Raw genomic sequence first — 18,182 nt, 5'->3', positions numbered from 1 at the left:
AACTCTGTGTGATATAGTGCCCGGCTAGTATTTAAAGTACCTTGAGGCTGTGAATGTCGTTTAATCTATCCCTATTGCCGCCTGACGAAAAAAACAAAATCGAACTGGATAAGCAGGCGTCGTTTTTGGTTTGGAAGCTCAGAGAGGCCAAATCTGGTCCTGAAGCAATAGAAGAACAGTTGTCCAAGATTAACGATGCTGATGAAAAGGCGTTTTTCCAGCAATCGGTCGAAAAGTACAAACGAGTAATGGGTGTCGCTTAACGCGAACCGTGGCAATGGTTCAATCCAATGCGACGAATGAGGTAACCTCCCTATTCCTTTGCTAAGCGAAATTGAAAAGGTTTCGCTTTTTGCTAAAATCCTTCGCATTAAATTTGAATTTAGAGAGACATCCCGATGGGAAGAAGTTTTGAAGTGCGCAAAGCCTCTATGGCGAAAACTGCAGGCGCGAAAATTAAAGTTTATTCCAAATACGGTAAAGAAATTTACATGTGCGCGAAAAACGGTGGTGGTGATCCAGACATGAACTTGTCTTTGAAACACCTGATTGCAAAAGCGAAAAAAGACCAAGTTCCTGCGCACGTTATCGATAAAGCGATCGACAAAGCGAACGGTGGCGGTGGTGAAGACTACACTCCAGCACGTTACGAAGGCTTCGGCCCTGGCGGTACTAGCGTTATCGTTGACTGTCTAACAGACAACGGCAACCGTACTTTCCAAGATGTACGCCAATGCTTTGTGAAAGTCGGTGCGAAAATTGGTGTTGAGGGCTCGGTTTCTCACATGTTCGATCACCAAGCGGTATTCCAGTTCAAAGGCGACGATGATGAAATCATCCTAGAAACGCTAATGATGGAAGACGTAGACGTTACTGACGTTGAGCTAGAAGACGGTGTTATCACTGTATTCGCACCTCACACAGAATTCTTCAAAACAAAAACTGCGCTTAACGGTGCATTCCCAGATCTAACGATCGATGTTGAAGAAATCACATTCGTTCCGCAAACTCATACGCCTGTATCGGGTGAAGATGCTGAGAAGTTCCAGAAATTCCTAGATCTTCTAGATGACTGTGATGATGTTCAGCAGGTTTACCACAACGCAGAGCTGTAATTAATTCGCTCATATCGTTGTAAAAAGGCTTCTTTAGGGAAGCCTTTTTTGATCGCTTTTTCTCAAGCAACGCTATGCGTTACGATATTTGGAATAACACAGCGACATGATTACACCAAAACAGATACCTTGAGTTAGCATCGCCGTGCCGCCATAGCTAAAGAAGGGAAGTGGGCTACCCATTACTGGCAACAAGCCACTCACCATGCCCGTATTGATAAAAGCATACAGAAAAAAGCTCATCGCTAATGCGCCACTTACCAGCCGACTAAAAAAGTGGTCAGACTGACATGCAAGCAACATAACGCGTGCAGTAATAAACAAGTACAATGCGAGTAAGACTAAACTGCCAACAAAGCCCCATTCTTCTGCATATGTCGAAAAAATAAAGTCCGTATGACTTTCTGGAATAAAGCCAAGTGTTCCCTGCGTTGCATTCATCCAGCCTTTGCCTTTCATACCGCCTGAGCCAATCGCAATCAAAGATTGGATGATTTGGTAGCCCGAACCCAGTGGATCGGACTCAGGGTGCAAGAACTGTGTTACACGGCTCTTTTGATAGGTTTCCATAACGAAGAACCATAAAATAGGTGCTAACGTTAAAATGCTCGCAATAAACCCGCAGATTATTTTCCAGCTCATGCCAGCCAAAAACAAAACGAACAATGCATAAATGATGGTAAAAACTGCACCGTCTAAATCCGGTTGTAGCGCGATTAACCCGGCAGGAATCATTGTAATAAGTAAGCAAAACGCAATTTTCCGACTGTCTGGTCGACCTCCTTCAATATGAAGCATCCAGGCGATCATGATTGGAATGGAAAGCTTGATTAGCTCAGACGGTTGAAAGCGGAAGAAGCCGATATCGAGCCAACGTTGAGAGCCATTGGTGCTATCACCAAATAAAGCGACAGCAAGTAGCAGAGCAACCGCAATAATGTAGAGATATGGAGCTGAGCGCTGATAGCTGGACGCTGGAATCGAGGACATGACCAAGATGCAAACTAATGTCAGTCCGCAGCGCGCCAAATGTTTGAAGAGCATCGCCTCATTAAAGCTACTGGCACTCCAGAGAGTGAGCGAACTTAACAGCATGATCGGAATGATCGCCATGAGTAGTGGCAAATCAACTCTTGGGAAATAACGCTTATTCATTTTCAACGACCTAATAACGCACCTATTTTGAGTGCGAAAACAACTAAAACTCGAAGAGTTCAAACTATTCCGATGCTAAGAATCTCGATTTCGAAACAACAGACACCATGCAAAGGTGTGTAAGAAAGGAGAGTGCGCACTGTCTGTTATGGGTAGCTGTGGGATGGATAAATACACTAGCCTCAGATTTTAAGCCAGTGTTTTTATTGTGACTGCCGTAAAAATGTAGCGTTACGAATGAACGGAATTGTATTTTCTGTTTAAGTGAATGTCATTCATCCTCTCTCAATACCATTCACTCCGCATAACTGCCATTGGTCGCATGCAAAAGCAGCGTGCGATCTTCTCCCTTAATCTGAAACCATCAAATCACGTTCAACTAAGGACAGTACATGATGGTTTCTCAATTTCGCTCAATCAAAGCTCTTAAACTGGCAAGTACCTTTATCGCCGCATTTGCACTCAGCAGCAATCTGACTCTGGCTAACCCAAGCGAGCGCACACTCAGTCAATTCAACCAAGCGGCGCAGGGTGACTCTGGTTTAGTTGATACCGTTTACGGCGAATTATCCAAACAACTTGAAGAGCAGGGCGCAACGCCGGTGACCTTGGTTTACTTGGGCAGTGCGGAGACGTTGCAAGGTCGTGAGGCGTTTATGCCTTGGAACAAGATGAAGTTCACCGAGCGCGGTCTTGCCACAATCCAAAAAGGTTTGGACCTAATGGCGAATCAGCCAGTACCACTGCAAGAGCAACAACGCTTACAAGGCTTACCTGAATACCAGCTAGCTACCGCCATGGCAGCCACTACCTTTACCTCTCTGCCAGACATGTTCAATCACTTTGAGCGCGGCTACGAGCTGTACCTTTCTCTGCTCGATGAACCGAGTTTTAGTCAGCAACCTTTTGCGGCTACTTCATGGATTTACCGTTATGCCATTGAAGCAGCGCTGCGCGCTGAAGACGTTCAACAAGCCAAAATATGGTTAGCGCAAATGGAGCAGTTGGGTGACAGCAATTTAGAAACGCAAACTGCGAAAGCGCTGCTAGCGAAATATTAGGGAGGCGTCATGATCGTTTTTAATCAACTTAGTCGCGATTACGCCCTTGGCAGCCAAACCGTACGTGCATTGCGAGACGTGTCTGGTGAAGTGTTTGCCGGCGAAATGGTGGCTCTGTGCGGACCGTCTGGCTCAGGCAAAAGCACCTTACTTAACGTGCTTGGTATGCTGGATACTCAATACCAAGGTCAGGTGACGTTTGCAGGCAGCCCATACCCAACCGGGCAAATGCAGGCGGCGAAAATGCGTCGTGAAAAGCTTGGTTTTGTGTTCCAAAAATTCAATCTTGTCCCTGTGATGACAGCGTTAGAGAACGTGGTGTATCCGTTACACCTCAACGGCTTTTCAAAAGCTGAACAAACCGAGCTCGCCACACAAATGCTAGAACACGTTGGCTTGGGCGAGTTTATTCATCACATGCCCGATAACCTATCAGGCGGTCAGCAACAACGCGTGGCAATTGCGCGCGCCTTAGTGCACAAACCAGCATTGGTGATTGCTGATGAGCCAACCGCAAGTCTTGATAGCCAAACTGCCAACAAGGTCATCGACATTATGAAAGGGCTCGGACACGAGCTAGGCACCACTTTTATCGTCGCCACTCACGACCCTCGCATGGCATCCCGTTGTGATCGCACCATTGAATTGGTGGATGGCAAAATTACCCAAACGCACGCAAGTGTGGAGGAGGTTTCATGGGCAAGCTAATTCCAGTTTCCGTTCGCCTTGCTTGGTTGAACCTGCAACGTAATCGCCGCCGCAGTTTGTTGTCGATGCTGATCATCGCCATTGCCGTGTTTGCGTTAACCAGTGCGGGTGGTTTTGGTCTGTATACCTACGACAGTTTGAAAGAATCGACAGCTCGTGACACGGGGCATCTGACGTTAACCACACCGGGTTACTTCGCCAAAGAAGAAGAGATGCCGCTGAGTAATGGGTTAACTCATGCCGACGACATCATCAAGCAATTGATTGGCTTGAATGAAGTGCGAGGCGTGCAGCCACGAGTTGAGTTCAGCGGTTTGATTTCCAACGGCAACAAGTCATCGATCTTTATCGGCATTGGTGTTAACGAGCGCGAATTCGATATGAAAGGACCGTTTTTGGATGTGCGCGAAGGGCACACGCTGTCCAACATTCACGCATCGCGTTATGACCCTGCAGACCCAGAAGTGATGCTCGGTGTTGATTTGGCGAACAACCTAAGCGTGCACGTTGGCGATTGGATTACCTTGTTGGCGACCACTACCGACGGTGCATTGAATGCGTATGACTTCAAAGTTCGTGGGATTTATTCAACCGGCGTGCCTGAGCTTGATAAACGCCAGCTGTACGTGCACATCAACAGCGCGCAATCGTTGTTGGGCTCAGACAAAGTCAGTGCGTTATCTGTCTTCCTGTTCGATACCAGTTTAACTAGCCAAGTCGAGCAACAAGTGGCTTCGGTTCTGAGTAAGCAAAAGCAGAACTTTGGTGATCAAGATATTGAAATTACGCCTTGGCAAGAACGTGCGTTCTTTTATCTCAAAGTGAAAGATTTGTACGACCGCATCTTCGGCATCATGGGCGCAGTAATGGCGTTGGTAGTCTTTGTCGCCCTGTTCAACACCATGACCATGTCGGTCACCGAGCGTACCCGTGAAATTGGCACCTTGTCAGCGCTTGGTAGCTACCCTCGCGAAATCATTGCTGGGTTCTTGCGCGAAGCAGGGTTACTTGCGGTGATTGGCAGCTTAATCGGCGCTTTGTTTACTGCGTTAGTCACCGTCTTACTGATGGTCGTGGATGTGCAAATGCCGCCACCGCCAGGACGCACAGAAGGTTACCCATTGACGATTTACTTCTCTTGGGAGCTGGTGGCTGTCGCAGGATTCGCGGTATTGATGATTTGTTTGGTTGCGGCGTTTTTCTCGGCACGCAAAGGGGTGAACAAGCCAATTACGGAGGCACTGATTTATGTTTAATTTCAAATCACTATTACCAATTGCATTGCTGACGGTAACTGGCGTTGCAAGCATGAATGTCAGTGCGAATGAAACAGCACTAGATGCACAGCAAGTTGCGCAATTGATTGAAAAAGCGGACAGCTACCGCTTGCAAGATGATTCCTCCAAAGTGGTGTCACTGGTGCGCTTATATCAAGACCAAGAGTTAGATAAAACCCGCCTTTACCACGTGTACACGCGTCCAAATCGTGAATCGCTGGTGGTGTTCAAATCAGCAGTCGAAGCTGGGCAAAAGATGCTGATGATGGGCGACAACTACTGGCTGCAAATGCCTAAGAGCCGCCGTCCGATTCGCATTACGCCGATGCAAAAGCTGCTTGGGGAAGCGTCTATCGGCGACATCTCAACCCTGACGTGGAGCCAAGATTATCAAGGTGAATGGAAAGCGACAGAAACCGTTTCGGTGAACGGAGAAAGTGTCGCGGCTTATCATCTTGCTCTAACCGCGAAGACCAAAGGGGCGAGCTATCAGAAGATCGATTTGTGGTTGTCTGAGCAAGATGCGTTTCCAATTAAAGCTGATCTCTACTTGCGCTCTGGCAAACTCGCCAAGCAAGCGCAATACGGACGTGCAAGCGACAACGGTGAAGACTACGTCAGTGAGATGACTTTGCTTGATAGCATTCAGCCGAACAAAAAGACCGTTATCGAGTACCAAGAAATCGTGCCTTGGCAACTGGATAACAAGTTCTACAACCCAAGCTATCTGCCTAAAGCCAATACGACTCAGCTTTAGCCTGAACTCCGTAAATAGAACCATGAAAACGAGCAAGGAAGTTACATGAAATCGCACCAGCCTAACCTTAACAAAAGCACCAGTTTGTTGATTGCTGCCTCATTGTGTGTGGGCGCGTCAGCCCCTGCTTTTGCCAATGATGAACTGAGTTTTGAGTGGGATTGGGCTGTCAGTTACGAAACGGCCAAGCAGCGTGACAGCGCATTTATACAAGCGCAGAGCAGTTCTCGTGATTCACTTAATGCACTCTTGGATGTGCAGGTGAATTATCAAAACGTCAGTGGCTTGTTTGCTCTGTACAGCCAAGGTTTGTACCTCAATCAACAAGGAAAGAGTGATTGGTGGAGTGAAGCTGATAACCAATTGCTGATTAGAGAGCTGGCTTGGCTAGGGGAGTGGCAAGTCGGTGATACCACTCTTGATGTGAGTTTGGGTAAGTTGCGCGTGGATTGGGGCGTAGGTTATGGCTACCGACCTTTGGATCTGTTTAAGCCTTATCGACAAAATCCTGTTGGCATAGTCGCAGAAGAGGGTGCGGGTGTGTTTTCACTCTCACGCTACGATATGGCAGGCGAGTGGACAGTGATTGCAACGGATTCAAGCTGGGGGCAACAAGACCAGAGTGCTCTTGATCAAGCCGCAGAGCAGCAAGGTGTTGGTATTCGTCGTTATGCGCTGGTGGGTGACACCGAGTATCAACTTATTGGTTATTACGATGATGTGCGCCGAGGTTTGCTCGGAGCCAGTGCCATTGCCGTGTGGGATGAATCCATCGCCATGCACGGCTCCATGCTGTGGCAAAAGCAAAGTGTCGGCTATCAGTTTCAGCAGGGTGATCTTTACCAACCCGTTTCGGTTGAGAAGCAGGGCAGCGCATTCCAAGCCTTAATTGGGTTGAATTGGGCAAACCAAGCCGGGCACAACGTGATTGCTGAATATTGGTACGACAGCCGTGCATGGTCGAAAAGCGAATGGCAACAAGCAATAGAGCGTGGCGAATTACTCTCTCAGATCCCTGATCCTAACAACTCTCAGTTGGCTAGCAGCGCTCTACTTGCGACAAGCTACGCCCAAGGGTTTCAGCATGCCAATATCGTTCAGCATAACGTAATGTTGCACTGGAGTTGGGATTTGGAAGCATGGGCTGTATGGAACGGCAAAGCGGATATGGGCTGGTTAAGTGATGTAACCCCTACGTTGGATGTGATGCTGTCGCCACAAGATGGTGGTGTGATTGTCACGCAGTGGCTTAACTACCAATGGATTGATACTGGCGATCAAAGTGTAGAAGTGGAAGTTGCCGCACGCTTTTTAACCGGAGACGACCAATCTGCTTACGCACAAATCAATGATAAGCATATGATTGTATTTAATATCAAAGGGAAATTCTAAATGTGTTCAGCAAAATCAGTGTTAAAAAGTGGATGGCCGCGTAGCTTATTAGTGACCACGGCATTTTGTCTCTTTATCGCAGCAATGACGCTCTCGGTTTGGGGCGGTCCATTTTACATTCATGTGGCGGTTAGCTTTGGATTTGGCTATTCGGCTATCTTCTTCTCATGGTTGATTGACCGTTTGTTTCCAACCATCCCACGTATGATAGAAGTGGTGTGTTCGCTTGTTGCCTGTTTATTGTTTGGGGTGATTAATGCACAATTTTGGCTCGGAGAGTATTTTGGTATCTCCGATATGATCCCTGTTGGCTTAATGGGATTACTGTTTAGCGGTATGTGTTATTTCTATTTTTACTCGCGTGAGAAAGAGGCGGTTGCTCAACGAGAGTTGGAAGCCATCAAGCGCGAGAAAGCAGAGCAAGACCGTGCGCTGTTGCTGAGTCAGCTTAAGCAGATGCAAAGCCAGATTGAACCGCATTTCTTATTCAATACTTTGGCAAATATCAGCGCGCTCATGTCGCAAGATGTCGATAAAGCCAAGCTGATGCTAGAACAGTTAACCGCGCTACTGCGTGCAACGCTAAAAAGCTCACGCGAAGAACATACCACCATAGACAATGAAACGGCGTTAATTGAGGCGTACTTAGGTATTCAGCAAACCCGTTTGGGTGAGCGACTCAGTTACAAGATTGAGGTGGAAGAGGGATTAGGCAGAACCGAGCTACCGCCGATGATGCTTCAACCCTTAATCGAAAACGCCATTATCCATGGTATTGAGCCAAAGCGAGAAGGTGGTGAAGTCAGCTTGCTGATTAAGCGCGAACAGCAGAACTTGAAGATTGAAGTCAGAGACACAGGTGTTGGCTTGAATCACGTGAGTGGTCACATGGGCTCTGGCGTGGGTCTAAGTAATCTCAAGCAGCGAGTTGAAGCTTTGTTCGCAGGGCAAGGAAAGGTCTCTATCAGTGAGTCTGCTCAGGGTGGCGTTTGTGTTCGCCTTAGCTGGCCAATGGGATCGTAATCAAGGAAGAAAGGAATGAATACAGGGGTTACTGCCATTATTGCTGATGATGAACCGTTATTGAGGCGTCATCTTGATAAAAGCCTAGCTGAAGTGTGGCCAGAGCTAGAGGTGATAGCCAAAGTCGCCGATGGTGAACAAGCGTTGCAAGCCATTGAGCAAAGCCAACCTGACATTGCGTTTCTCGATATTCGTATGCCAGTTTTGGATGGCATGACATTAGCGCAAAAACTCAATCAACTCGCCAATCCACCTTTGATTGTGTTTGTCACTGCGTACGATGATTACGCCATCAAAGCTTTTGAGCAAAATGCCTCCGATTATTTGCTCAAGCCTATTTCGGATGAGCGCCTGCTGACGACGTGTGAAAGAGTGAAAGCACGCCTTGCTAAGAGAGAACAAGAAAGCAGTAATGTGCAGATGAGCAGTCTGTTAGAACAGTTGCAGCAATTATCCGCGCCACAAACGCCGCAATATCTTCAGTGGATCAAAGCGACGCAAGGGGAAGACATTCATCTGATCGCAACGTCTGATGTGTTGTATTTCAAAGCGGAAGAAAAATACGTTTCTGTGTATGCCCAACAAGGACAAGGCAAAGTGCAGGAGTATTTGATTCGTACATCGTTGAAAGAGTTGATAGGACAGCTTAACCCAGAACAGTTCTGGCAAGTGCACCGTTCAAGCGTGGTGCAAGTGTGCAAAATTAGCAAAGTAAACAAAGACTTTGCTGGCAGAATGTTTGTTCACGTTGGAGAAAACAAGCTCCCTGTGAGCCGTGCATCTCAAAGTTTATTCAAAGGAATGTAATCGCTAGAACTGCTCACTCTTTACACTGTAAACTCGCTGCTCTTAACCCACATTATCAAGGAAGATAAATGAGTTATCGCGTAACCCTGTTAAATGCGACGGGAGAACTGTCTCCAATCTCTGAGTATTTGCATCAGAAACTTGATGATCTGAGCTCACAACTTTCTAGTTACTTTGATTTGAGTAACATTGACCTCACCATTAGCCCGTTTGATCGCAATGACGTACCGCAGACGGGGATTGGTGGCTATTGCTTAAGTGCCTATCGTGTAGAGATTCTGCTTGATACTCAACGTACTGATATTAAAAACGTTATTGAGAAAGAACTAGCTGCGGTGTTAGCGCATGAGTTGCATCACCTGTTCCGTATGCGAGCGGGAGAAAGTGGCGTTGCACTTGGTGATGTACTAATTATGGAAGGGTTAGCTTGTCACTTCGAACGTAAGGTGAATGGCGGCGTCACTCCGACCTTGTTTGAGCAAATCAAAGATCAAGATTGGCGCCCTTTCTACGCTGAGATGAAAGGCAAGTTGACCAGCTTAGATTACAACTTCGACGCTTACTTTCTTGGCAGCGATGAAAGCCGCTGGCCGAAATACATGGGGTATTGGGTTGGGTACAACCTTGTTGCTGAATATCTGGCTGATTTTCAAGGCTCTGAACTGGATTTGGTTGGAGCCAAAGCTGAGCTTTTCTATCAATAACTTCGTTATAAGCCCAACTAATCGGCTGAGTCATAAAAACAAAAAGCGCCTAAGTCACCAGACGTTAGGCGCTTTCTTCGTTTTATAGCGACGATTTCTCTGCAGAGGCGAATGGGTTTATTCGCTGATCGTCACTTTCTCGATAATGATTGGATCGCATGGCACATCATCGTGACCAAGCTTAGAGGTCGTTTTCACTTTCGCGATGCGGTTTACGACATCCATACCCGCGGTCACTTTACCAAACACGGCGTAGCCCCAGCCTAGGTTGGTAGTTGCGGTGTGGTCTAGGAAATCATTGTCTTCCAAGTTAATGAAGAACTGTGCTGTTGCAGAGTGCGGAGCATCGGTACGCGCCATTGCGATAGTGCCAACAAGGTTCTTTAGACCACGGTTTGCTTCGTTCGCGATAGGGGCGCGTGTTGGCTTTTCTGCCATGTCTTCGGTATGACCGCCACCTTGGATCATAAAGCCGTCGATAACGCGGTGGAAAATGGTGCCGTCGTAGAAGCCATCTTCACAGTATTTTTTGAAGTTCTTTGAGCTAACTGGCGCTCGTTCTAGGTTCAATTCAATTTCGATGTCACCGAAATTGGTGGTCATAATAATCATCTGGTTTTGCCCTTGTGGGTGCTTAGTTGGCGGCATTATAGCTAAGTCGCATTATGATAGCAGAAATAAAAACAGCGACGTTTTGGCGTCGCTGTTTGCATGTTGAGTGTTTGAGGAAAGCTCTAGACCGTAAAGCGACCGACCAAGTCGTACAGTTCGTTGGCTTTGTGGTTAAGGTTGCCACTGCCTGCACGGTTTTGATTCGCAAGGCTTGCCGACTGACTGCTTTGTTGAGAGATCACTTCAATGCGTTGTGAAATCTCTTGCCCAACTTGGCTTTGCTCTTCGGTTGCCGTTGCGATCAGGGTGTTCATGTCCATGATGTTAGCAATTGCGGCTTGGATTTCTTGCAGTGCGGCAGAGGCAGCTCGTGCTTCCTCAACCGTTGCTTCACCACGCGCTTGGCTTGAGCCCATGGCTTTCACTGCCGCATCCGAGCCAGACTTCAATTGCTCAATCATTTGGTGAATTTCGCCTGTGCTGTCTTGAGTGCGACTTGCCAGTTTACGAACCTCATCGGCAACGACTGCGAAGCCGCGACCTTGTTCGCCTGCACGGGCTGCTTCAATGGCTGCGTTCAGTGCCAATAGGTTAGTTTGCTCGGCTATATCCTGAATCACTTCCAGAGAAGAAGAAATGTTTTTTACGTCGCTCTCTAAACGAGAAATCACCGTGCTGGCTTCCGACACCTCTAGCGCGAGTGCTTCGACAGAGTTCGCTGCCGAATCAACAATGTGTTTTGCTTGTTGTGAGTTTTCATCGGCGTCTCTGGCTGATTGCGCTGCTTGGTTAGCGTTGTTTGAAATCTCGTGCGCCGTTGCTGTCATCTCGGTCATTGCCGCTGCGACTTGTTCGGTCTCTTCACGTTGACCAGAAGCTAATTCATCCACTTGCGATGCACGCTGTGACATCTCGTTGGTCTCTGAAACCACTTCTTGTCCTACGTGGCTAACGCTCTTGATGATGCCTTGCAGGCTTTCAACGAAGATATTGAAGTTGCGGCTCAGCTGCGTGAACTCCGGCACGCTCGATTCTTCCATGCGCGCGGTTAAATCTGCATCGCCTTGCGCGAAAGAGTGAATTGAAGCATCAAACTGCTCAATAGGCTTCATGATGCTGCGGTTAACAAACACGGCAAAGACTGCAACTATCGCTGTAATCGAGGCACAAAACAGGGCTATCGCAGTTAGTGTGGTGTTGAGATCTTCGTGTGCGGCTTTTTCCATGTCTGCCACAATGGCGTCGATATCGTCCGTGTAGAAACCCGTTCCCAACATCAAGTCCCATTCAGGAATAAAGACTGAGTAGCTCAGTTTCGGTAGTGCTTCACTCTGACCGAGTTTCGCGAAGTAATAAGTCGTGAACTCACCAGTTTTGGCATTTTTTAGCAAATCCTGAATCAGATAATTGCCTTTCTTATCCTGCAAGTTATAGAAGTTTTCCCCGATGCCTTTGGTGTTTTTACCCACTACGACGCGAACGCCTTTTGAATCGTAGCCAAAGATGTAACCGGATTGACCGAACTCCAGCTGTTTTAAGATATGCAGAGCCTCTTCAAGTGGGGCGTTTTGAGCGAGTAGCGGCTCGACGGCGGAGCGCGCCATTTGGACGTAGTTTTTGAGTTCGGCTTTTTTCATCTCCATCATTCGACTTCGAGTTTGCTCAATCTCGTGCTCGTTGTAGGCTGTGGTTTGTACGTAGGTGAACCACATCATGCCTATTGCCATAGTTAGAATTGGAATTATTGAAAGGATATATAGTCGTTTTCTGATCGTCAGATTCATAGAGACGTCCTTCTCTCGGCGCAGCGTTACAAGTGACAAGCTGAATAAGCTTGCCTGATAAAAGTGTTAATACTTATTGTTGTAATGCTTAGAGATTACCCGAGTTACTCAATCAGAAGTACTGGAAATTTGTAAATCTAGACGAAGGTCGTAGCATTTTTAAGCGGGATCACAATTAACGTGAACACGACCCACGATTGCAACGAGAAGTCCCTGTTAACCAATATGAGACGCGATACCTATTCTTTGCGAATTTGAGGTAAAGCCAGTCAGCAACAGGTTTAACGAGGCGCCAACGCAGTGGAGCGTAGAGCCAACCGCGACCAACTAATTGCCACGCACGATGAGTCACGTCCAACCCCAGCAGAAGTTCCCCCTTTTCGTTGAGGGCGTGCAAAATGGTGTTGGCTTGTTCAGGATCGATCTGAGGATAATCTGCGAATGCATCACTATAGATATCGACGGTTTTGATTTGCTGCTTGGCATCGCGTTGTTTTAGCGCCTTCATCTCTTTGGCACAAAGCGGGCAGGTTCCGTCATAAAATATGGTGAGTTTTGTCATTGCGGTTTTCTTGTTTGAGATTTTCTAATCGCTTTTACGTGGCGAATTTTCTTTTGGTTCATTGTTTTGCAAGTAATGCAGCCAATTGTCGCGAATGTTGCCGTAATTGAATTGGCAGAACTCTTTGCGATCACGCAGGTAGTCTTTTTCTACTTCATCGAGTAAGGCTTTGTATTGCTCAGGATCACTACCGTACACCAGACATAACGTTGAAAAGTAACGCTGCAAATCAAAGCTGTGCTCGTCAATGTATTCGCCAAAATCGTAGTAGTCCGGTCTGTCATCGGATTCGAATGCGAACATGTCGGCGGCGCTAATGGCCATATCTGCGCCATCTTCTAGGAAGTCAATCATTAAAATAGTGGCAAAATTATCGACCGCATCTTCTTCTTTTCCGAGAACAGGGATGCTTTGATCTTCGATGTAAGCATGTCCAGCTTCATGAAGTAAAGTGTGCAATAACGTATCTAGCGCCCCTGTTTTTGGGGATTTTCCGAAGCGTTCTTCATACTGATTATTGGAGAAGTAATTGAGCGACTCCAAATAAAAAGTGTAAGGAACGTATATTGTGTGTGTCTCAGGATCATACATTGGACCATCTTCTCCGCCGTAAACCAGCGTGAGAGCTTGATCAAATGGAAAGTAGGCCTGAGACAGCTCAACAAAGATGGTGTTTACATCGCTGCTTTGAATAGATTGTTGGGCGATTTTTTCATGAGTTGTCTCTATGGGAGAATATTGAATACGAATGTTTTCAGCTGCTGTAGCTGATGAGACGATGCTGAGTAATAGCGCAGCGCAAAGCGAATGAATGTTCATGTGGGACTCTTGTTATTGAATAACTTGTATAAAAAATTATACATGTTTTTGTCTGATGCATAGTTGGGGGTGTACTCATTAGCCAAAGTCGGGACGTCGGTCTCGAAAAGCAATCATGATAACATCGCATATTTCGGCTGCTTGGTTCTCTAGGGCGTTTATCAAGACCTCTTGGATAAGAACGGCGGTGAAGTTATTAGCTATGCATCGTTTTCTAAGAAGCTTACTGAGTAACTGTGCTTCGATCTTTATCTGTGAAAATGATAATAGGCAGTTAATCATTGCAAGGTTTAACCATGGGGTTGGTGAATGTCACTGAATTGAAGAAAATTATCAGCGATATGTTATAATCCTGCTCCGTTGTGACGAAAACGTTTGTTGCAGCCTGAGAGTTTCCTTGGATTCGGCTCGTTTATACACCATGAGCCAGAGTTGAAAAGCTACGACAGGAACAGGCAAACCCAATTGTTTTGAACGCGCTCTCGGCGTTTAGCGGTTACAACGGGAAGGAACTTTGTTTGATAGTAATTGACACATTCTGTTTAAGTAAGGGAGCCCGAAGTGGTTCAGAAAGTGTCACCCAGAATTTACTCACAACACGACACCCCAAGCGATAACGCACAGGTATTGCGAGGGGCCATTTGAAGGAGCTGTATCAGCTCCTTTCACATTTAAGGGCTTGCTAACAGCGTAAAAACTGACACATCGCTTAAGGAGCGCCCCTTAAACTAGCCTAAGGCGCATCTACACCAACTTTTTGAGTATTTTCGAAACAATAAAGCGAGAAAATTTGCTATTGAACGAAGGTTAAACTAACACTCATTCATTACGGAGAATGAAGAGAACAATAATAAGAGGCGATATGAATCATTTAATATCTGTAGGTGCACTGGAGTCCTTCTTGGTCGCAATCAGTGTGCTTTTCCTGGGGCATTTTATTAATGCTAAGCTACCGATTTTAAAGAAATTCAACATACCTGAGCCGATTGTAGGTGGTCTTATTGTGGCCTGCATGATTACTGCTCTTCATTTCAACGGCATCGACTTAGAGTTCGACTTGCCATTACAAAATACGTTTATGTTAATGTTTTTTGCGACAGTTGGTTTGGCCGCAAATTACACTCAGTTGATGAAAGGAGGTGCGAAGGTTTTTATCTTCTTAGCTGTCGCATCGTTTTACATCATCATACAAAACGGCGTTGGCGTTTCACTTGCGGCGGCGCTCGGTTTAGATCCTTTGATGGGGTTAATTGCTGGCTCGATTACTCTGTCAGGTGGTCATGGTACAGGTGCTGCGTGGTCACAAACCTTTCAAGACGTGTATGGATTGGATAACGTCTTAGAAATTGCAATGGCATCAGCGACTTTTGGTTTGATCATCGGCGGTATCATTGGTAGCCCTGTAGCGCAGCGTCTGGTGGAAAAGAACAGCATAGAGTCTGAGTATGGTCGTGGTGGTCGAGATGCCAAAACTCACGAGAAATTCCCGGAGTTGGTGACTTACAATGAATACGAAGAAGATAAAGTAACGGCGAAAAAAGTGGTGGAGAAACTCTTCTTCCTACTGATTTGTGTTACTGGGGCCAAGTATGTCGAGCAATGGGTAAGCACGTATGAAATCTCATGGCTGATGATTCCAGACTTCGTATATGCGCTATTCATTGGTGTGATCATTACGAATTTCTTGGAAGTGACCAAAATTCGTAAGTTAGATGCCGAAACGGTCGATATGTTAGGTACGGTATCGCTATCTCTATTCCTAGCGATGGCTCTGATGAGCTTGAAGTTATGGAATATCTTTGATCTAGCGATTCCATTCTTGGTTATTTTAGCTGTGCAGTCTGTCGTCTTAGCTATCTTTACGTACTATGTTACGTTCAAAGTGATGGGAAGCAACTACGATGCTGCGGTTATTGCAGGGGGGCACTGCGGTTTTGGCTTGGGTGCAACCCCAACAGCCGTAATGAACATGGGTTCAATCGTTAACCGATTTGGCCCGTCGCCACAAGCATTTATGGTGGTGCCAATTGTGGGCGCTTTCTTTATCGACATCGTCAACTTAATTATCTTGCAAGGCTACATTTCATTCCTTGGTTAAAGTTAAGTGGATGAGCTCCTAGAGGCGAAATAAAACGGTCACAACACTGGTTGTGACCGTTTTTTTATGACTTGGTTTGGTCGTTTATCGGACGAAGCATTATTGGATAGTTCGGCTGAACTTGAGGCTAGCTGTCCAACCAAGAATACCAATGAAGGCGTAAATGCCGACGTTTAACCAACCCGCTTGAGGAATGGCATTGAATGGGTTTGGTGTAATAATGGCGTGCAGCGGAAGGTAAAGCACTTCGGAGAAAAACTGATCTAGTCCGTAGAAACCAAAAAGTGCGATAGGCATCCAACGCAGCGCATAAATGGCGATAAACAAAATGACCAGTGGTGAGTTCACTTTTTGTGAAATAGCCATCGCAGTTAATGCCAGCGGTAACAGCAGAATACCGGCGAACAACATTCTGATTAAAAACTCTCCCCAATGCAGCAGCACGTAACCTAACGAGGCTTGGCGGTACAATAAAGCCAATTGGTGATCAGTAGAGATGTTCAGCAACCACAACATTAAATTTGCAGCGAGTACGAGCACCGAGCAGACGAGCGGAATCACCAATAAGCCAAATCCTAGCTTCACTAAATGGGTTTTTATGTCACTGACAGGCATACTGCGCCAAAACATAATGCTGCCTTCCGCCCGTTCTTTGCGTAGCGTTCTTGGGAAGTACTGAACGGCTAACAAGATAGACAGCAGCCCTGCTCCTCCGGTAATCAACATATTGACATCATCACCAAGCTCTTTGTGAATGTCACTGACATCGCCACCAAAGCTCATTTGGAAAAACATATTGTGTTGTAGAGTGTCGTTACTCATTAAACTCACAAAGAGAATAACTCCACACGCCAACACAAACAGTGGAATACGTAAAACAAGAGGGTTTTCTAACCACTCTTTTTGCAACATCGCGACAACTGAACGCATTACGCTGCCTCCTTCTGCAATGCTAAAAATAAATCCGCTAATTTCACCCCATGGATGGAGCCCATTGTTTCTGCTTGTTGGGCATACTGGGCTTTGAGTAACCATTTCGTTAAACCGAGGCCTTTTTGTGACGAGAGTGGGTTCATCGCTTCAATTTGTGTGCGGTGCTCGTCGTTGGCTTCAAGAATGAAATAGTCTTCACTGATACTGTCCATTGAGGTTTGCAGAACGGGGCGACCATGCTTAAGAATCAGAACATCTGTCAGCAAGTGCTCAATCTCTGATACTTCATGACTGGCGATGATCAACACGCGCTCGCCGTCGTGAAACCATTCCAATAAGTGACGATAAAACGTCTCGCGATACACGAGATCTAACCCGAGTGTCGGTTCATCCAATATGAGGATTTGGGTGTTGGTCGCGATCACAATCGCGAGGTGTAATTGCACCTTCATCCCTTTGGATAAAGATTTGATACGCGCACGAGGTTTGATGTCCGTTTGACGAAGTAGCGTATCTGCTTGGGCGCGATTGAACCCTAGGTGCACGCCCTCGGTATAGTTAAGCAGTTGAGCAACGGTCATCCAATCTGGCAGAACGTTGACATCCGAGATGTAGGATAAGCTCTGCATTATCTTGTCGCGTTGCATAATGGGTTCAAATCCGTTGATACGAATAGTGCCCTGATATTCATGTGCACCGAGTAGGGCATTAATAAGCGTTGATTTACCTGCGCCATTATGGCCGAGTAAGCCAAGTACTTGTCCTGCATGTAGGTCGAAACTCACTTCATGCAGTGCTTCTCCTTGTTGCTGATATTGCTTGGAGACGTTGTTTACACTGACTAATGCGCTCATTGGTCACCTTTCAAGTGTGGTTTTAGTTGTTGAATGAATTCGTCGAGTGACATATCCAGACGCTGTATTGTGTCGGCTATCTGCGGAATTTGTTGCTGAAGAAAACGTGCCTTCTCGTCTGCGAGTAATTTGAGCTTTGCTCCTGAAGCGACAAACATACCTTGACCGCGTTTTTTCTCCACTAGCCCGTCATCAACAAGCAATTGATAGCCTTTCATAACGGTGAGGTGGTTAATTTTCATATCTGCAGAGATGTTACGGACGGAGGGCAGAGCATCGCCTTCTTGCCAGACACCTTGCAGTATTTGCTGCGTGAGCTGGTCTGCCAACTGTCGAAATATCGGTTGGCGATCATGCCAATTAGTCATGAGTGAATCTCTTGGTTGAGATGGTGTTATATATATGTATAACACCTAGTGCGTTAGAGAGAAAGTAATAATTTAAAACCTAGTGTATCCGCCTGTCTTATTCGCTCTAAATATCCACCTATGTGGTCGTTGTTTTGAGGTTTTGTTTTATAT

General features: G+C 46.3%; 19 protein-coding genes. 11 read left to right on the top strand and 8 right to left on the bottom strand.

All coding sequences use genetic code 11. The features are described 5' to 3' along the window. The first annotated feature begins 53 nt into the window (after positions 1–53). Together R7R78_RS11365 and R7R78_RS11360 are read left to right on the top strand one after the other, a co-directional pair. Positions 54–263, top strand: a complete 210-nt coding sequence (locus R7R78_RS11365) for a DUF3283 family protein (protein ID WP_005374484.1) — start codon at positions 54–56, stop codon at positions 261–263. 135 nt (positions 264–398) lie between these two features. Continuing rightward, positions 399–1,115, top strand: coding sequence for a YebC/PmpR family DNA-binding transcriptional regulator (locus R7R78_RS11360; RefSeq protein ID WP_005374482.1), 717 nt, complete (start codon positions 399–401; stop codon positions 1,113–1,115). A gap of 72 nt (positions 1,116–1,187) precedes the next feature. Here the strand turns inward: R7R78_RS11360 and rodA are convergent, their stop codons facing one another. Next, entirely contained in the window at positions 1,188–2,270 is a 1,083-nt protein-coding gene (rodA, locus tag R7R78_RS11355) for a rod shape-determining protein RodA (RefSeq protein ID WP_065275570.1), read from the bottom strand. Positions 2,271–2,662: 392 nt separating this feature from the next. Between rodA and R7R78_RS11350 the strand changes: the two genes are divergently transcribed. The 8 genes from R7R78_RS11350 to R7R78_RS11315 all read left to right on the top strand — a co-directional run bounded on the left by R7R78_RS11350 (position 2,663) and on the right by R7R78_RS11315 (position 9,999). Continuing rightward, the gene (locus tag R7R78_RS11350) at positions 2,663–3,331 is read left to right on the top strand and encodes a hypothetical protein (protein WP_104980291.1); all 669 of its coding nucleotides are present in this window, start codon (positions 2,663–2,665) and stop codon (positions 3,329–3,331) included. 9 nt (positions 3,332–3,340) lie between these two features. Further along, positions 3,341–4,039 carry an ABC transporter ATP-binding protein gene (locus R7R78_RS11345; RefSeq protein WP_225473578.1) on the top strand — a complete coding sequence of 233 codons (699 nt, stop codon included), beginning with the start codon at positions 3,341–3,343 and terminating at the stop codon, positions 4,037–4,039. Next, positions 4,027–5,295: an ABC transporter permease gene (locus tag R7R78_RS11340; protein ID WP_225473577.1), complete on the top strand. Its 1,269-nt coding sequence runs from the start codon at positions 4,027–4,029 to the stop codon at positions 5,293–5,295. The genes R7R78_RS11345 and R7R78_RS11340 overlap by 13 nt, the downstream gene beginning before the upstream one ends. Continuing rightward, positions 5,288–6,073: an outer membrane lipoprotein-sorting protein gene (locus R7R78_RS11335; protein WP_225473576.1), complete on the top strand. Its 786-nt coding sequence runs from the start codon at positions 5,288–5,290 to the stop codon at positions 6,071–6,073. The genes R7R78_RS11340 and R7R78_RS11335 overlap by 8 nt, the downstream gene beginning before the upstream one ends. Positions 6,074–6,118: 45 nt before the next feature. Continuing rightward, complete coding sequence (locus R7R78_RS11330) at positions 6,119–7,465, top strand: hypothetical protein (protein WP_225473575.1); 1,347 nt, start codon at positions 6,119–6,121, stop codon at positions 7,463–7,465. Beyond that, positions 7,466–8,488: a sensor histidine kinase gene (locus R7R78_RS11325; protein WP_213897447.1), complete on the top strand. Its 1,023-nt coding sequence runs from the start codon at positions 7,466–7,468 to the stop codon at positions 8,486–8,488. It begins immediately after the preceding gene. A 15-nt stretch (positions 8,489–8,503) separates the two neighbouring features. Then, positions 8,504–9,295 (top strand): LytR/AlgR family response regulator transcription factor, encoded by a 792-nt coding sequence (locus R7R78_RS11320; protein WP_213897446.1) that lies wholly within the window; start codon positions 8,504–8,506, stop codon positions 9,293–9,295. A gap of 68 nt (positions 9,296–9,363) precedes the next feature. After that, entirely contained in the window at positions 9,364–9,999 is a 636-nt protein-coding gene (locus tag R7R78_RS11315) for a DUF2268 domain-containing putative Zn-dependent protease (RefSeq protein WP_005383209.1), read from the top strand. A 117-nt stretch (positions 10,000–10,116) separates the two neighbouring features. Here the strand turns inward: R7R78_RS11315 and R7R78_RS11310 are convergent, their stop codons facing one another. From R7R78_RS11310 to R7R78_RS11295, 4 genes are all read right to left on the bottom strand, one after another. Beyond that, positions 10,117–10,611: a peptidylprolyl isomerase gene (locus R7R78_RS11310; RefSeq protein WP_005374458.1), complete on the bottom strand. Its 495-nt coding sequence runs from the start codon at positions 10,609–10,611 to the stop codon at positions 10,117–10,119. A 122-nt stretch (positions 10,612–10,733) separates the two neighbouring features. Then, positions 10,734–12,395, bottom strand: a complete 1,662-nt coding sequence (locus R7R78_RS11305) for a methyl-accepting chemotaxis protein (RefSeq protein WP_225473574.1) — start codon at positions 12,393–12,395, stop codon at positions 10,734–10,736. Positions 12,396–12,570: 175 nt separating this feature from the next. Then, complete coding sequence (locus tag R7R78_RS11300; protein WP_225473573.1) at positions 12,571–12,957, bottom strand: thiol-disulfide oxidoreductase DCC family protein; 387 nt, start codon at positions 12,955–12,957, stop codon at positions 12,571–12,573. A gap of 24 nt (positions 12,958–12,981) precedes the next feature. Next, the gene (locus R7R78_RS11295; protein ID WP_225473572.1) at positions 12,982–13,776 is read right to left on the bottom strand and encodes a DUF4344 domain-containing metallopeptidase; all 795 of its coding nucleotides are present in this window, start codon (positions 13,774–13,776) and stop codon (positions 12,982–12,984) included. 862 nt (positions 13,777–14,638) lie between these two features. Between R7R78_RS11295 and gltS the strand changes: the two genes are divergently transcribed. Further along, on the top strand, positions 14,639–15,874 hold the full coding sequence (gltS, locus tag R7R78_RS11290) for a sodium/glutamate symporter (protein ID WP_005374448.1): 1,236 nt from the start codon (positions 14,639–14,641) through the stop codon (positions 15,872–15,874). A gap of 99 nt (positions 15,875–15,973) precedes the next feature. Here gltS and R7R78_RS11285 read toward each other — a convergent pair whose 3' ends face one another. The 3 genes from R7R78_RS11285 to R7R78_RS11275 are packed head-to-tail and all read right to left on the bottom strand — an operon-like array spanning position 15,974 to position 18,029. Further along, a complete protein-coding gene (locus R7R78_RS11285) occupies positions 15,974–16,804 on the bottom strand; it encodes a hypothetical protein (RefSeq protein WP_054576512.1) in 831 nt (276 codons plus the stop codon). Further along, a complete protein-coding gene (locus tag R7R78_RS11280) occupies positions 16,804–17,661 on the bottom strand; it encodes an ABC transporter ATP-binding protein (RefSeq protein WP_225473571.1) in 858 nt (285 codons plus the stop codon). Before R7R78_RS11280 ends, R7R78_RS11285 begins: the two co-directional genes overlap by 1 nt. Further along, entirely contained in the window at positions 17,658–18,029 is a 372-nt protein-coding gene (locus R7R78_RS11275; protein WP_225473570.1) for a GntR family transcriptional regulator, read from the bottom strand. The genes R7R78_RS11280 and R7R78_RS11275 overlap by 4 nt, the downstream gene beginning before the upstream one ends. Positions 18,030–18,182: the final 153 nt, after the last annotated feature.

It is taken from the genome of Vibrio sp. 2134-1 (assembly GCF_033339495.1).
This window is presented reverse-complemented; position numbering and strand designations above follow the sequence as displayed.

What these genes read in the sequence shown, in the direction of transcription:
- R7R78_RS11365 (WP_005374484.1), top strand. Translation starts at nt 54, where the DNA reads ATGTCGTTTAATCTATCCCTATTGCCGCCTGACGAAAAAAACAAAATC.
- R7R78_RS11360 (WP_005374482.1), top strand. Translation starts at nt 399, where the DNA reads ATGGGAAGAAGTTTTGAAGTGCGCAAAGCCTCTATGGCGAAAACTGCA.
- rodA (WP_065275570.1), bottom strand. Translation starts at nt 2,270, where the DNA reads ATGAATAAGCGTTATTTCCCAAGAGTTGATTTGCCACTACTCATGGCG.
- R7R78_RS11350 (WP_104980291.1), top strand. Translation starts at nt 2,663, where the DNA reads ATGATGGTTTCTCAATTTCGCTCAATCAAAGCTCTTAAACTGGCAAGT.
- R7R78_RS11345 (WP_225473578.1), top strand. Translation starts at nt 3,341, where the DNA reads ATGATCGTTTTTAATCAACTTAGTCGCGATTACGCCCTTGGCAGCCAA.
- R7R78_RS11340 (WP_225473577.1), top strand. Translation starts at nt 4,027, where the DNA reads ATGGGCAAGCTAATTCCAGTTTCCGTTCGCCTTGCTTGGTTGAACCTG.
- R7R78_RS11335 (WP_225473576.1), top strand. Translation starts at nt 5,288, where the DNA reads ATGTTTAATTTCAAATCACTATTACCAATTGCATTGCTGACGGTAACT.
- R7R78_RS11330 (WP_225473575.1), top strand. Translation starts at nt 6,119, where the DNA reads ATGAAATCGCACCAGCCTAACCTTAACAAAAGCACCAGTTTGTTGATT.
- R7R78_RS11325 (WP_213897447.1), top strand. Translation starts at nt 7,466, where the DNA reads ATGTGTTCAGCAAAATCAGTGTTAAAAAGTGGATGGCCGCGTAGCTTA.
- R7R78_RS11320 (WP_213897446.1), top strand. Translation starts at nt 8,504, where the DNA reads ATGAATACAGGGGTTACTGCCATTATTGCTGATGATGAACCGTTATTG.
- R7R78_RS11315 (WP_005383209.1), top strand. Translation starts at nt 9,364, where the DNA reads ATGAGTTATCGCGTAACCCTGTTAAATGCGACGGGAGAACTGTCTCCA.
- R7R78_RS11310 (WP_005374458.1), bottom strand. Translation starts at nt 10,611, where the DNA reads ATGATTATTATGACCACCAATTTCGGTGACATCGAAATTGAATTGAAC.
- R7R78_RS11305 (WP_225473574.1), bottom strand. Translation starts at nt 12,395, where the DNA reads ATGAATCTGACGATCAGAAAACGACTATATATCCTTTCAATAATTCCA.
- R7R78_RS11300 (WP_225473573.1), bottom strand. Translation starts at nt 12,957, where the DNA reads ATGACAAAACTCACCATATTTTATGACGGAACCTGCCCGCTTTGTGCC.
- R7R78_RS11295 (WP_225473572.1), bottom strand. Translation starts at nt 13,776, where the DNA reads ATGAACATTCATTCGCTTTGCGCTGCGCTATTACTCAGCATCGTCTCA.
- gltS (WP_005374448.1), top strand. Translation starts at nt 14,639, where the DNA reads ATGAATCATTTAATATCTGTAGGTGCACTGGAGTCCTTCTTGGTCGCA.
- R7R78_RS11285 (WP_054576512.1), bottom strand. Translation starts at nt 16,804, where the DNA reads ATGCGTTCAGTTGTCGCGATGTTGCAAAAAGAGTGGTTAGAAAACCCT.
- R7R78_RS11280 (WP_225473571.1), bottom strand. Translation starts at nt 17,661, where the DNA reads ATGAGCGCATTAGTCAGTGTAAACAACGTCTCCAAGCAATATCAGCAA.
- R7R78_RS11275 (WP_225473570.1), bottom strand. Translation starts at nt 18,029, where the DNA reads ATGACTAATTGGCATGATCGCCAACCGATATTTCGACAGTTGGCAGAC.